Raw genomic sequence first — 14,354 nt, forward strand, 5'->3', positions numbered from 1 at the left:
CACGGTTCCACTGCACTCCCGGGCGGGGAGTAATAGGGTCGGCGGCGTGGCCGAGCCGTCCTACCTACGTGAAACCCGGACGTCGTACGACACCGTTGCCGTCGACTACGCCGAGCTCGTACCCCCCGCATTCGAGGCCGATCTGCTCGGGCGCTCGATGCTGGGCGCATTCGCCGAACTCGTCCAGGGAGCCGGCGGCGGCCCGGTCGCCGACGTGGGGTGCGGACCCGGCCATGTGACAGCGCATCTCCGCTCCCTCGGCCTGACGGCATTCGGTGTGGATCTGTCGCCGGGGATGGTCGAAGTGGCCCGGCGTGACCACCCGGGCCTGCGGTTCGACGTCGGGACGATGACAGCCCTGGAGTCGGCGGACGGCACGCTCGGCGGCATCGTCGCCTGGTACTCCATCATCCACACGCCACCGGAAGTGCTGCCGACGGTGTTCGCGGAGTTCCACCGGGTGCTGGCCCCTGGAGGCCACCTGCTGCTCGGCTTCCACGTCGGCGACGAACGACGGCGCAAGGAGAAGGGGTACGGCGGCCACGCGATGGCCCTCGACGTCCACCTGTTGCCACCCGCCCGCATTGCCGAGTCCGCGACCCGCGCAGGGTTCGTGGTGGACGCCACGCTGATCCGCGAGTCGGAAACCGCACCTGTTCCGCAAGCCTGCCTTCTGGTGCGCAAACCGAGGAATTCATAACCGTCCGACGACAGCGGAACGAATCGGGCAGGTCGCGCGTCACGGCGTCAATTCCTCGGTATGCCGGAATTTTCCGGGACACCCCCGGGAGCCGGTGGGAAATCCGCCGAGCCGTCGCACCTCTCGACATGCGGACAACCTCGGTTCTGCGCAGCGCGCGCTCCGGACACACGCGCCTCACAGGCACTTGATGAGCAGTCAGTTCGTGATGCAGGCACCCCATCTCGCAGCACTCCCCCTCCGACTTTTCGAAAGTTTCGCCCTTTCACCGACCCAAGTCGGATCCTGCAGGACTCCTTGACACCCAATAACCAGCCCGTTTACCGTCACCGCCACAGCGTGCGTGGATCATTGTGATGGAGGGGACGCAGTCCATGGCTCGAAAGTTTTCGATCGCCGGCCTGACCGTAACAGTGGCTCTCGCGGCCACAGTGGCGACGGCCTCTGCTGTGGGAGCCGTGGGTACGGAGGGCGCCCACAAGGCACCGGGTCTGTCCGTCGACGCGAAATCGCAGCAATTGAACAACCACTGGGTGAATACCTGGACGTCGATGCCACAGTTGACCGAGCCCTCCAATATGCCGCCCGCGCCGTTCACGCAGGACAATCTGGTCCTCGCCGACAGCACCCTGCGGCAGACCGTCCACATGGCGGTCGGCGGACGGCAGATGCGACTGCGCTTCTCCAACGCGTTCGGAGGCACGGCACTGCCCATCACCGCGGTCTCGGTCGCGCTTCCGGCCGGCGGGCGGGCCGGCGACAGCGCGATCCAGTCGGGCAGCTCCCGGAAGGTGACCTTCCACGGCCGGCCGTCGGCGGTCGTCCCGGTCGGGTCGGAGATCGTTTCCGACCCGCTGGACTTCGAGCTGGAGCCCGGGTCCAACCTGTCCGTGACCATGTACCTGGCCGAGGGCCAGGCCTCCAACTCCATCACCTCGCACCCCGGTTCCCGGACCACGTCGTTCATGCAGGCCGGCAACCATGTCGAGGACACGGACCTGGCCGGGGCCGCATCGACCGCTCACTGGTACTTCCTGAGCGGCGTCGAGGTGTGGTCCAGGGGCACCACCGCGGCAGCTGTCATGCTGGGCGACTCGCTGACCGACGGCCGGGGCTCCATCACGAACATGAACAACCGCTGGCCGGACCAGTTGCAGGACAGGTTGCGGTCACGCCGGGACACCGCCGACACCGCGATCCTCAATCAGGCGGCCGGCGGCAACCGGGTGCTGAACGACGGTCTGGGCCCGAACGCCCTGTCACGGGTGGACCGTGACGTACTGTCACAGAGCGGGGTCGAGTGGCTGCTCGTCTTCGAAGGCGTCAACGACATCGGCACGGCCGATGCCTCGGAAGCCGCCCAGAAGCAGGTGGCGGACGATCTGATCGCGGCCTACGACCAGATCGTCGTCCGGGCGCACACGCACGGGATCCGGGTGTACGGGGCGACGCTGACACCCTTCGGCGGCAACACGCCGTACGACGACCCGGACGGATACCGGGAGCAGGCCCGGCAGACGGTCAACAAGTGGATTCGCACCAGCGGCCGGTTCGACAGCGTGATCGACTTCGATCGCGTGGCGCGTGACCCGCAGAAGCCGGGGCAACTCCTGCCGACGTACGACGACGGCGATCATCTGCACCTCAACCCGACCGGCTACAAGGCCCTGGCCGACGCCGTTCCGTCCCGGTTGTTCCGGCAGGAGCCTCTTCCGCAGGGCTTCGGCTTCAACTAGAACCCGGCCCACGCCGGTTCCGGCCGGACGTCAACAGCCGCATCACACGTCTGTGATGCGGCTGTTGACGTCGTGCTTTCCGGGCGAGGAAAGGCCGGAAGCGCGGGCAGCCACTGGACGGTCCGTCAGTCCGGGCGATACCCTGCACACATGAAGATCAGAAAGAAAGACACACCTTCTAAGGCGAAGTTATCAGCTATCAAGCGGGAGCGCAAGCCACCGCGGCCCGCGCCGCACAGCCCGCACAGTGCATCTGCCAACTCCCCCGCCACGTGACGAAGTCGCCCTTCGTGCGTTCCCAACTCGACCTGAAGGGTCACCTCATGTCCTCGGAGACGATCACCGCGACTGCCTCGGGCAGCTGGAAGCTCGGTGACCTGACCGTCAACCGGCTCGGATTCGGCGCGATGCGCCTGACGCAGATCGGCAAGGCGTTCAGCGCCGACAGCCCGTCCAGCGACCGCAGCCGGTCGACAGCCGTGCTGCGCCGCGCGATCGACCTCGGCGTCAACCACATCGACACCGCCGCGTTCTACTTCTCGCCGCTGCGCTCGGCCAACGAGCTGATCAACCGGGCACTGGCGCCGTATCCCGAAGATCTCGTCATCACCACCAAGGTCGGTCCGGTGCGCGACGCCTCAGGCGCGTGGCGGACGCCGGCGAGGCCCGACGAACTGCGCGGCCAGGTCGAGGAGAACCTGCGCCAGCTGGGCCGCGACCAGCTCGACGTGGTGAACCTGCGCGTCATGGGCCAGGAGTCCGTCTCCGAGCACTTCGGCGCGCTGGCCGAGCTGCGCGAAGCGGGGCTGATCCGCCACCTCGGAGTCTCCGGTGTCACACCGGAACACCTCGCCGAGGCACAGGCCATCGCCCCGGTGGTCTGCGTGCAGAACCGGTACGGCATGGACGCGCACAGCGCGGACGACGACGATCTCCTGCGGGCCTGCGGTGAGATGGGCGTCGCCTTCGTGCCGTTCTTCGCGATCGCCGGTGCGGGACGCGAGCAGGGCGCGAGCCCCGGGGGCGACGACGAACTGCTCGCCGTCGCCCGCGCACACGGAGCCACGGTCGCGCAGGTCCGACTGGCCTGGACGCTGCACCAGGGCGCGCACGTCCTGGCCATACCGGGCACCGGCGATCCGGACCACCTGACCGCCAACGTGGCCGCCGGAGCGCTGCGGCTCTCGCGGGACGAACTGGCGAGGCTCACCAGGAAACGTTGACCCCATTGGTCTCTCTGGAGTCGCTGGTTGTACGAACACGGTGTGGTCTGGCATTGCGCACCGCGATGAGAAGCGGGCGCCGGCTGGGGCAGCCCGTGCTGAGACGCCGGGACGGCTCCTGCCCGTGTACACCGAGAACGGAGAAGTCAATGCCGCACAACGAGGGTCAGCGCGTGGAGTACCTGGACCAGGAGAACAAGCGGTGTCAGGGCGAGATCACCAAGGTCAGCGGCAGCGGACCGGCGACCACCTACACCATCAAGAACGAGAAGACGCACCGTGACGACAAGGTCCGGGAGATGCAGATCGAGCAGGATCTGTAACAACTCCTCCCCCCGCTGATGCGCCTCCCCGACCCGCCTACGCCGGGTCCGGGCAGGCCGCTGATCCTGGGAACGTAAGAGGGCGTCCGCACCCGCGGTGAAGCGGCTGTGCGGGCGCCCTCGCCGCAGTGCCCGGGGACATTGCGGTGGAGCCCGCCGGTGCGCGGCCTCGGGTCTCAGAAGCTGCCGCCTCCGAAGTCGCCGCCCCCGCCGAAATCGCCACCGCCGCCGAATCCTCCGCCGTCGCCCCCGCCGCCGAAGTCGGACGGGTCGAAGTCGGAGCCGGAATAGTCACCGCCCGAGTAGTCGCCACTGCCGAAGTCGCCGCCGCCGTAGTCCGCCGCGTAGGCCGGGGACGAGAGCATCGAGCCGAGCAGGGTGCCCACCAGCAGGCCGGGGAGCAGACCGCCGCCGAAGTAGCCGCCCGCCCAGGGGCCGTAGGCCGGTCCTGCCTCCCAGTACGGGCGGCGCCGGCCGTCACCCGTGTCGACGGTGCGGCTCAGCGGGTCCTCGCCGTCGCGCAGCCGGATCTCGTCCACGCCGCAGACCGGGACCTCGCGTGGTGCTCCGCCGGACGGCGTCCACAGGGAATCGGCCACCGAAGGGCCGTGGCGCGGGTCGAAGAAGCACGGTGGGCGACGGTCCGGGAGACGGCTTCCTGTGCGGCGGGCTTCCAGGACGGCCAGGGAGAAACGTCCGTCCTCCAGGGCCTGGGTGACCCCGCGCACGTCGGAGGGGTGCTGGGCCTTGTCCATACGGGACTTCGCGCTCTCGTACGAGTCGAGTGCCCGCTCGTAGTCGGCACGCATCGCGTCGTCGGCGCCGGCCTCCGCCGGGTGGAAGTCGAGGCGGTCGAGGGTCTCGCCGTATGCGGTGATGTCCTCGTCCACGACGACCCGCAGCTTGTCGAGGGCCGCCCGCTCCTCCTCCGCCTTGCGGCGGCGGTTGCGGCGGACGATCGCGTACGCGGTGCCACCGCCGATCACGGCGAGCGCGCCGACCGTGATCAGTGCCGTCACGCCGGATCCCGTGTCGTTCGAGCCGCCGCTCCAGGAGGCGGGGGCGTGGCCGCGCGCCTGGGCGACGGCCTGGTCGACGAAGGTGGTGAGCTGGGTGGTGGCGTCCGTGGCGGTGCCGGGGGCCTGCAGCGCCGCGGAGAGGTTCTGGCGGGCCGTGACGGACATGACCGACCGGTCCGCGCCCAGCTTGAACGTGTCGCCGAGGCGGATTCCGTACACACCGGTGATCCCGGTGTCGTTGCGCAGCGTCCGCAACACCGTGGACTCGGGGAACGCGGAGGCCCGCGGCAGCACAGCCACGAACACCGGCTTGTCCGCGTCCTTGATCTTCTTGGTCAGGGCGTCGGCCTGGCTCGCCGGCAGCTGGTCCGCGACCGCCGGATCGACGTACACCGGCCCCTGGCGCAGTGCCCGGGCCACGTCGGTGATCGTCGTGGCGCTCGGCGCAGCCGGGGCCATGGCGAGCACGACTGCCGACAGCATCAGCAGCAGGCCGGCCAGCAGGGTCGGGAACAGCCTGTTCCGCATATATCGACGCTAACCCAGGTGGGCGACAAATGCTCCGCCCACCTGGGTCAGCCCGGTCTCCGTTACCGCTGTACGGCCCGGTAGGCCGTCCTCAGCCGGTCCACCGCCCCGGTCAGATCACCGGTGAGCAGCAGATGGTCCGCGTCGGCGAACGGCTTGGACACCGCGGCGGTCGGCGTCCCGCCGGCCTTCTGCTGAACCAGCAGACGGGCCTGGTCGACGATCGCCTTGCCTGCCTCGGACTTCCCCAGTCCGGCCTTCTCCGCGATCTGTGCGGCGACGGCGAGCGCGCCCAGGGTCAGTTCGCCGCCCGTCGGGGCCTTCTTCAGCGTGGTCAGGCCCCAGCCGTACGGGAACTGCGGGTCGTACGTCGCGTCGCCGACGTTGATCGGCAGCTGCGACTCGGACTTCGGCCAGGTGACCGGCAGCTGTCCGGTGAAGGCACGCTTCCCGTACAGCACGTCTGCCACTCCGTCGCCCTCGGTACCCGGCAGCCAGGACGCGACGAGTGCGTCGATGTCACCGAGCCGGTCGCCGATGAGCTGCGGGCGGCCGGAGACCACCAGGACCGCGCACTTCATCGCGGCGCAGACCTTGTCGATCGCGGCCTTGTCGGCCGCGGTCAGCTCCAGGTCGTTGCCGTTGCCGACGTCACCGATGCCTTCCGCGTACGGGGTCTCGCCGACCACGACCACACCCACGTCGTAGCCGTCCGTGGATGCCGAGGCGTCCTTGGAGTAGGTGACCGAGGCCGCGTCCGTGGCGTCCTTCTTCATGGCCTCCAGGATCGTCGTGCCCGTGGTGATCCTGCCCGAGGAGCCCTGCCAGCTGACGGTCCAGCCGCCGGCCTGGTTGCCGATGTTGTCGGCGTTGGACCCGGCGACGTACACCTTCTGGGATGCCTTGAGCGGCAGCACTCCGCCGTCGTTCTTCAGCAGGACCTGCGACTTGGCCGCCGCCTCGCGGGCCACCGCACGGTGTCCCGCGGAGCCGACCTGGTCGATGTCGGCCGTGTCCGCGTACGGCTTCTCGAAGAGGCCGAGGCGGAACTTCTGGGTCAGGATGCGGGAGACCGCGTCGTCGATCCGGGCCTGGCTGATCCGGCCCGCGGTGACCTCGTCCTGGAGCGTCTTCGTGAAGTCCTGGTACGCCGTCGGGACCATGATCATGTCGAGTCCGGCGTTGATGGACGTGCGGACGTCGCTGGCGTAGTCGCCGGGGATCTGGTCGATGGCCTGCCAGTCACTGATGACGAAGCCCTCGAAGCCCATCCGGTCCTTGAGCACGCCGTTGATCATCTCGGCGTCGGCGTGCATCTTCACCGGACCCTGGTCGTCGCCGAGGATGTCGAGCGAGGAGTACGACGGCATGACCGTGCCGACCCCGCGCTTGACGGCCTCCTCGAACGGGGCGAGGTGCACGGCTTCGAGCTCCTGCCTGGTGACCTTCGTGACGCCCTGGTCGATGGTGTACGAACCGGTGGTGGACGAGCCGAACTCCGTACCGCCGTCGCCGACGTAGTGCTTGGCGGTGGCCAGGACCTTGTCGTTGCGGTGCAGGTCCTTGCCGGAGGCGCTGCCCTGCATGCCCTGGATGACCGTCTCCATGGACTCGACGAGTGCCGGGTCCTCGCCGTACGACTCGTAGGAGCGGCCCCAGCGCTCGTCACGGGTGACGCAGAGGCAGGGTGCGAAGTCCCACGGGATGCCCGTCGCGCGGACCTCGTCGGCGGTGACCGCGCCGGTCCTCTCCGCGAGCTTCGGGTCGCGTCCGGCACCGATGCCGATGTTGTGCGGCATGATCGTGGAGCCGATGACGTTGTTGTGGCCGTGCACCGCGTCCACGCCGTAGATCAGCGGGATCTGGAACCGGGTCGCCTGGGCCCGGAGTTGGTAGGCGTCGACCATCTTCGCCCACGCCTCGGGTGTGTTCGGCGTCGGGACGGAGCCGCCGCCGGAGAGCAGCGAGCCGAGGTCGTACGTGGCGATGTCCCCCTGCGACTTGAGCGCGTTGCGCTCGGCCTGCGTCATCTGGCCGGCCTTCTCGGCGGGCGACATCCGGGACAGGAGGTCGGCGACGCGCTTCTTCACCGGCAGCTTCGGGTCGAGGTAGGGCAGCCCATGGGCGTCGATGACGACCTGCGGGTTCTCCTTGGGCGGCTTGGCGCCGGTGACGGTGAGTTCGAGCGGGATCGTCTCCGCGGACTCGGCTGCGCCGTCCTTCCTGGTGGCCACCGAGATCCGGTGGGAGGTCCCGGACGCGGTGCCTGCCGGGAAGGTGTACGTGCCGGTGACCGGCGTGTAGTCCTTGCCGGCCTCGGCGCTGCCGCCCTTGGTCTCGTACGCGACGGTGACGGGTTCCTCGATCGGTGCGGCGCCGGTGGTCGCGACGGAGACATCGATGTCCGCCGTGCCGCCCTCCTTCACCGTACGGACCGCCGCGTTCGTGACGACGCTCGCCTTCAGGGCCGCGTCGGCCTTCCCGTACAGCTCCACGCCGTCCATGGCGAACGAGCCGGGAGCCCCGGTCGGCAGCGTGACGGCGTAGCCCCACATCTCATCGAGGCCGAGGACCTGGTCGATGCCGCCGACGGGCTGGTAGTCGGTGCGGTACGTGAAGTCGGCGAACGGGATCTCGACCTGGTGCCAGCCCTCCCAGTCGTCGGTGAACGACGTGGTCCACAGCTCGGACGCCTCGCCGTTGGCGCCGCCGTCCTTGATCTCGAAGTTGATCCTCTTGCCCGAACCGGGCGGCAACGGCGCCGTGTTCTGGCCGTACCACCAGAAGCGGATGCCCTTGTGGGCCGACCAGTCGTGAGCGGGCTGGTCGGCGGCGAAGTCGTGGCTCAGGCCGCCGTAACCGCTGATGTCGTACGTACCTTCGAGGACCTTGGCGCCCTCGGGGGCGTCGGCGCGATCCTTCAGGGTCAGGGTGGGCGGGTCGTCGGAGTCGCCGCCCCAGGTGAATATGCCGTCGGCGGGCTGATTCGCGAACGGGACCTCGCCCTCGAAGCGGTCGACGAGGACGGGCGCCGGGTCGTCCGCCGTCGCCGCCGCGGTGGCGGCGCTGGCGCTCGGGACGGCTCCGGCGAGCAGACCGGCGAGGACGGTGACGGCGGCCAGTGCGGCCGTCGTCGGTCTGGCCCGGTGGCGGGCGCGGTGGGTGCGCGGTGGCATTGCGGCTCCTTCGGACACTGAAAGGTGCTTCTGCTGCTTCTGCTGCTCGACTCGCATCCGGCCGGTCTCCGCCTTCACGCCGCCCTGCGCGACGCGGGCGACGCCGGGCTGCGGGAGAGCTCGGGGCCGGGAGACCTGGTTGTTGCCGCGGTCATGCGCCGCGGGTGAGGCGGATCGTGTCGCGGTACCACTTGGCGCTGTCCTTGAGCGTCCGCTCCTGGGTGTCGTAGTCGACGCGGACGATGCCGAACCGCTTGTCGTAGCCGTAGGACCACTCGAAGTTGTCCATCAGCGACCAGGCGAAGTAGCCCCGGACATCGGCTCCTTCGGCGCGGGCCGCGGCGACGGCGGCGATGTGGTCGGCGAGGTAGGTGGTGCGGTCGGCGTCGTGGATCTCGCCGTCATCGGAGACGGTGTCGTCGAAGGCGGCGCCGTTCTCGGTGATGACGGTCGGGATGCCGTAGTCCTTCTGCAGCCGCAGCAGCAGGTCGGTGAGGGCGGTGGGGGTGATCTCCCAGTCCATGGCGGTACGCGGCAGGTCACGCTCGATGCCGCGGGTGACCGGCAGGCCGTCGGCGTCCACCGGGGACCCCTCCTCCGTGACGCCGGAGAAGAGAGTGCCGCGGTAGAAGTTGACGCCGAGGACGTCGAGCGGAGTGGAGATGATCTCCAGGTCGCCGTCCTGGACCGGGAGTTCGACGTTCTGCAGGGCGAGGTCGGCGATGACGTCCTCGGGGTAGGCGCCCTTGACCACCGGGTCCAGGTAGAGGCGGCGGCCGAGCCCGTCGGCGCGCCGGCAGGCCTCGGCGTCCTCGTGGCTGTCGGTCTCGGGGGTGGCGGTGCCGAGGTTGAGCGTGATGCCCAGTTCCAGGTCGTTTCCGCGGGCGGCGGCGGTCTCGCGGATGTTCCGGGAGGCGAGTCCGTGGCCGAGCAGCAGATGGTGGACCGCGTGGATCGCCTCGCCGAAGTTCGTACGGCCGGGGGCCTGGTTGCCGTACGCGTACCCGAGCATGGCCGAGCACCACGGCTCGTTGAGCGTGGTCCAGTGCTTGACCCGGTCGCCGAGCGCGTCGTACGCGAGGGCGGCGTACTCGGCGAACCGGTACGCGGTGTCGCGGGCCGGCCAGCCGCCCGCGTCCTCCAGCTCCTGCGGAAGATCCCAGTGGTAGAGGGTGATCCAGGGGGTGATGCCCTTGGACTCCAGCTCGTCGATCAGCCGCTTGTAGAAGTCGAGGCCCTTGGCGTTGGCCGGCCCGCGGCCGCCGGGCTGGATGCGCGGCCAGGCGAGCGAGAAGCGGTACGTGTCGACGCCCAGGTCCGCGATCAGCTGCACGTCCTCGGGCATCCGGTGGTAGTGGTCACAGGCCACATCGCCGTTCTCGCCGCGGACGACCATGCCCGGCACCCTGCAGTAGGTGTCCCAGATCGACGGGGTTCTGCCGTCCTCGGCAGCCGCTCCCTCGATCTGGTAAGCGGCGGTGGCGACGCCCCAGCGGAAATCGGCGGGCAGACCGGTCACGGGCTCGGCGGTGATCTCGCGAGCGTATCCCTGGGGGATGACGAGGTTCATGGTTCTCCTGTGGTGTGCTGTGGGGTCGCTACGAGCGGGGGGCGACGGTGACCGGGGCCGGCTGATGCAGCCAGCAGGCCACTGTGCGGGAGCCGTCCCCTTCCGGCCGGTCGAGCACCGGCACGTGGGTGGCGCACGGCTCGAGTGCCTTGCCGCAGCGGGGGTGGAAGGCGCAGCCGGCCGGCATCGCGGACAGATGCGGTGGTGAGCCGGGGATGCCGGTGAGTTCGCGACGGGGGCCGTGCAGAGCCGGGAAGGAGTGCAGCAGGCCGTCGCTGTAGGGATGGTGGGGGTTCTGATAGATGTCGGAGGCACCGGCCTCCTCGACGATCCGGCCGCCGTACATGATCGCGATCCGGTCCGAGAACTCGATCAGCAGCGAGATGTCGTGCGTGATGAAGACGACCGAGAAGCCCAGTTCCTCGCGGAGCTTGACCAGCTGGCGCAGGATCTGGCGCTGCATGACGACGTCCAGGGCCGTCGTGGGCTCGTCCATGATGACGATCTCGGGCTCCAGCGCAAGCGCCATCGCGATCATCACGCGCTGGCGCATACCGCCGGAGAGCTGGTGCGGGTAGGCGGAGAGCCGGTCTGCGGAGATGCCGACCAGCGACAGCAGCTCCTTCGCGCGTGCGGTGCGTTCGGCCCGGTCCATCTCCGGGCGGTGCGCCTTGAGCACGTCGGTGAGCTGGCTGTGGACCGTGTGCACCGGGTTGAGCGAGTTCATCGCTCCCTGGAAGACGATCGACAGCTCCTGCCAGCGGAAGGCGCGGAGCTCGGGGGCGGTCAGGGTCAGCAGGTCGAGCGCTTCGCCGTCGCGCCGGTGGTAGTGGACCTCGCCGCCGGTGATCACTCCGGGCGGCGAGAGGAGGCGGGTGACGGCGTACGCCAGGGTGGATTTGCCGGAGCCGGACTCGCCTGCCAGGCCGAGGACTTCGCCCCGGTGCAGGGTGAGGTCGATGTCGCGCAGCGCGTGCACGGCGGCGTCCCCGGTGCCGTAGTCCACGTTCAGGCCGCTGATGGTGAGGACGGGCTCGCTCATGAGCGGGTCTCCTTGTCGTGCGTGCCGCGCGCCGCGGCATCGTGCGTACCGCGCGCCACGGGGGTGAAGCCGACCCGCATCCGGACCTTCCGGGACGCGCCCGTCTCCGTACGCAGCCGCGGGTTGACGAACTCGTCGATGCCGAAGTTGATCAGGGCGAGCGACATGCCGAGCAGGGCGATGCAGAGCCCGGCCGGGACGAACCACCACCACGCGCCCTGGGCCAGTGCCTGGTTGGACTGCGCCCAGAACAGGACGGTCCCCCAGTTCCAGTTGGAGATGTCGGCGACACCGATGAAGGCGAGGGTGATCTCGGACAGGATCGCGAAGATGACTGTGCCGACGAAGCCGGACGCGATGACGGCCGTCAGGTTCGGCAGGACCTCGAAGAGGATGATCCGCCAGGTGGACTCACCGGTGGCGCGGGCCGCTTCGACGTAGTCCCTGCGGCGCAGCGACAGCGTCTGGGCGCGCAGGACACGCGCGCCCCAGGCCCACGAGGTGAGGGCGATGACGGTGGCGATCAGGAGGTCGCCGGTGTCGGAGACGAGACTGGCGATGATGATGATCAGCGGCAGCCCCGGAATGACCAGGAAGACGTTGGAGAGCACCGAGAGCAACTCGTCGGCAGTGCCGCCGAGGAAGCCGGCGCTGACGCCGATCAGTACGGACAGGATCGTCGCGAAGATGCCAGCGACGAAACCGACGACCAGGACGCCGCGGGTGCCGACAAGGATCTGCGAGAGCACGTCCTGACCGGTCTGTGTGGTCCCGAACCAGTGTGCGCCGGAAGGCGGTTGGAGCAGTGCATCACTCATGGTGTCGGGGTCGTACGGGGCGATCCACGGCCCGATGACGGCGATCACTACGAAGAAGAGCAGGATCCCGAGGCCGACGACGGTCTTGCGGCCGCGCAGGAAGCGGAGCCTGCGCTTGCTCGGCGCCGGGGTCTCGGTCGCGTCGATCACGGCGACCTCGGCAGCGGTGACGGCCATGTCCTAGGCCTCCCTTCGGGTACGGGGGTCGAGGGCCATGTAGATCACGTCGGCGAGGAGATTCGCCGCGAGGACGGAGAGCGTGATGATGAGGAAGATGCCCTGCATCAGGGGGTAGTCCTTCGCAGCCACACCCTGGAAGAGCTGGTAGCCGATGCCCGGGTAGGAGAAGACCATCTCCACCAGCAGGGTGCCGCCGACGATGAAGCCCAGGGAGAGGGCGAAGCCGGAGATGTTGGGCAGGATCGCGTTGCGTGCCGCGTATCCGAACATCACCCGGCGCTCGGAGAGCCCCTTGGCCTGGGCGACCATGACGTAGTCCTCGCTGGACACCGTCACCATCATGTTCCGCATGCCCAGGATCCAGCCGGCCATTGCGCTGAGCACGATCGTCAGGCCCGGCAGCGCGGCGTGGTAGAGCGCGCTGGAGACGAACGGCCAGTCGAAGGCCGGCACCAGGGCGTTGTCGTATCCGCCCGAGGCCGGGAAGAGCGGCCACTTCACGGCGAACAGCGCGATGGCGATGAGTCCCAGCCAGAAGTACGGAATGGCGGAGATGAACGTGGTGACAGGCAGCAGGCTGTCCATCCAGGAGCCGCGCCGCCAGCCGGTGAAGACGCCGATGCCGGTGCCGAGCGCGAAGCTGATCAGGGTGGTGACGCCGACGAGTGCCAGCGTCCACGGCAGCGACTGACTGATCACCTCGCTGACCGGCGTCGGGAAGAAGGTGAAGGACAGCCCGAGGTCGCCGTCGAGCAGATGCGACCAGTAGTCGGTGTACTGCTCCCAGAGCGACATGTGTTTGTCGAGACCGAAGAGCGCCGTGAGCGAGTCGATCGCGCTGGTGTCCAGCTGGCCCTGGAAGCGGGAGAGGAGCGCCTGGACCGGGTCCCCGGGCATCAGGCGCGGGATCAGGAAGTTGATGGTGATCGCGGCCCACGCGGTGACCAGATAAAAGGCGAGCCGTTGCAGCAGATACTTCACTTCGCAGCCTCCTTCTCGTGGTCGTCGGCGGCTTCCGCAGCGTCCGCGTACAGCCAGCAGGCCGCCCACTGGCCGTCCGCCAGGTCGAAGCGCGGCGGCAGTTCGGTGCGGCAGCGCTCCATCGCCTTCGGGCAGCGCGGGTGGAAGCGGCAGCCGGCCGGCGGGGCGATCAGCGAGGGCGGTTCGCCACTGCCGGTCTCCTCCTGCTCCTCCTCGGCGACCACCCGGTCCGGATCGGGTGCCGAGGCGATGAGCAACTGGGTATAGGGATGTGCGGGGCGCTGGGTGACGGTCTCGCTGTCCCCGCCCTCGACGATCCGCCCCGCGTACATCACGAGCGTGGTGTCCGCGAAGTAGCGGGCGGAGGCGATGTCGTGGGTGATGTAGAGGATCGCCAGATGGAGGCGTTCCTTGAGGTCCCGCAGCAGGTTGAGGACGCCGAGCCGGATGGAGACGTCGAGCATCGAGACGGGCTCGTCGGCCAGGAGGACCTTCGGGTCGGCGCCGAGCGCACGGGCGATGGCGACGCGCTGGCGCTGGCCACCGGAGAGCTCGTGCGGGAACTTGTCGAGGTACTGGGCGGCAGGGGTGAGCTGCACCCGTTCCAGCAGTGCAGCGAGTTCGGTCCCGGTCGCCTCCCGGCCGTGGATCTTCAGCGACCGGGTGAGGTGGTAGCGCACGGTGTGCACCGGATTGAGTGAGGCGAACGGGTCCTGGAAGATCAGCTGGACCTGTCGTACGTACGAGCGGAAGGACCGGCCACGGCCCGCCTTCACCGCCTTGCCGCCCAGCCGGATCTCACCCTCGGTGAGCGGATACAGCTGGGAGAGCAGCCGGGCGACGGTGGATTTCCCGGAGCCGGACTCCCCTACCAGGGCCGTGACGGTGCCGCGCCGCAGTTGCAGCGAGACGTCGTCGACGGCGTGGACGGTGCGGCGATGGCGTGCGACGAGATCGCGGCCGGTGCGGCGGACGGGGAAGTGCTTGGTGACTCCGCGTGCTTCGAGCACGATGTCGTCGGTCTGATCGGTGGTGGTGGTCATGGCCGGTCCGTTTCC

12 protein-coding genes are annotated in these 14,354 nt (G+C 69.1%); 5 read left to right on the forward strand and 7 right to left on the reverse strand.

Annotated elements, in window-relative coordinates; all coding sequences use genetic code 11:
* Positions 1-46 precede the first annotated feature (46 nt).
* The 4 genes from OG963_RS15885 (at position 47) to OG963_RS15900 (ending at position 3,982) form a co-directional block, all read left to right on the forward strand.
* Positions 47-700 carry a class I SAM-dependent methyltransferase gene (locus OG963_RS15885; protein WP_093772311.1) on the forward strand — a complete coding sequence of 218 codons (654 nt, stop codon included), beginning with the start codon at positions 47-49 and terminating at the stop codon, positions 698-700.
* A gap of 374 nt (positions 701-1,074) precedes the next feature.
* Complete coding sequence (locus OG963_RS15890) at positions 1,075-2,436, forward strand: SGNH/GDSL hydrolase family protein (protein WP_093773319.1); 1,362 nt, start codon at positions 1,075-1,077, stop codon at positions 2,434-2,436.
* A gap of 323 nt (positions 2,437-2,759) precedes the next feature.
* Positions 2,760-3,659 (forward strand): aldo/keto reductase, encoded by a 900-nt coding sequence (locus tag OG963_RS15895; RefSeq protein ID WP_093773321.1) that lies wholly within the window; start codon positions 2,760-2,762, stop codon positions 3,657-3,659.
* Positions 3,660-3,808: 149 nt separating this feature from the next.
* Positions 3,809-3,982, forward strand: coding sequence for a hypothetical protein (locus OG963_RS15900; RefSeq protein WP_158716017.1), 174 nt, complete (start codon positions 3,809-3,811; stop codon positions 3,980-3,982).
* 176 nt (positions 3,983-4,158) lie between these two features.
* Here OG963_RS15900 and OG963_RS15905 read toward each other — a convergent pair whose 3' ends face one another.
* Complete coding sequence (locus OG963_RS15905) at positions 4,159-5,529, reverse strand: hypothetical protein (RefSeq protein ID WP_093772313.1); 1,371 nt, start codon at positions 5,527-5,529, stop codon at positions 4,159-4,161.
* Positions 5,530-5,591: 62 nt separating this feature from the next.
* Positions 5,592-8,705 (reverse strand): glycoside hydrolase family 3 N-terminal domain-containing protein, encoded by a 3,114-nt coding sequence (locus OG963_RS15910; RefSeq protein WP_093929337.1) that lies wholly within the window; start codon positions 8,703-8,705, stop codon positions 5,592-5,594.
* 24 nt (positions 8,706-8,729) lie between these two features.
* Here OG963_RS15910 and OG963_RS15915 point away from each other — a divergent pair, with 24 nt between their 5' ends.
* Positions 8,730-8,873 carry a hypothetical protein gene (locus OG963_RS15915; RefSeq protein WP_158716018.1) on the forward strand — a complete coding sequence of 48 codons (144 nt, stop codon included), beginning with the start codon at positions 8,730-8,732 and terminating at the stop codon, positions 8,871-8,873.
* Here OG963_RS15915 and OG963_RS15920 read toward each other — a convergent pair.
* From OG963_RS15920 to OG963_RS15940, 5 genes are read right to left on the reverse strand one after another with little or no spacing between them, the layout of a single operon-like run.
* Positions 8,857-10,275, reverse strand: a complete 1,419-nt coding sequence (locus OG963_RS15920) for a GH1 family beta-glucosidase (protein ID WP_093772317.1) — start codon at positions 10,273-10,275, stop codon at positions 8,857-8,859. The genes OG963_RS15915 and OG963_RS15920 overlap by 17 nt on opposite strands.
* Before the next feature lie 28 nt (positions 10,276-10,303).
* Positions 10,304-11,317, reverse strand: coding sequence for an ABC transporter ATP-binding protein (locus OG963_RS15925; protein ID WP_093772319.1), 1,014 nt, complete (start codon positions 11,315-11,317; stop codon positions 10,304-10,306).
* Positions 11,314-12,312 carry an ABC transporter permease gene (locus tag OG963_RS15930; protein WP_093772321.1) on the reverse strand — a complete coding sequence of 333 codons (999 nt, stop codon included), beginning with the start codon at positions 12,310-12,312 and terminating at the stop codon, positions 11,314-11,316. The genes OG963_RS15925 and OG963_RS15930 overlap by 4 nt, the downstream gene beginning before the upstream one ends.
* Before the next feature lie 3 nt (positions 12,313-12,315).
* Positions 12,316-13,296, reverse strand: a complete 981-nt coding sequence (locus OG963_RS15935; protein ID WP_093772323.1) for an ABC transporter permease — start codon at positions 13,294-13,296, stop codon at positions 12,316-12,318.
* Entirely contained in the window at positions 13,293-14,339 is a 1,047-nt protein-coding gene (locus OG963_RS15940; protein WP_093772325.1) for an ABC transporter ATP-binding protein, read from the reverse strand. The genes OG963_RS15935 and OG963_RS15940 overlap by 4 nt, the downstream gene beginning before the upstream one ends.
* Between the last annotated feature and the right edge of the window lie 15 nt (positions 14,340-14,354).

It is taken from the genome of Streptomyces sp. NBC_01707 (genome assembly GCF_041438805.1).
Taxonomy (GTDB): domain Bacteria; phylum Actinomycetota; class Actinomycetes; order Streptomycetales; family Streptomycetaceae; genus Streptomyces.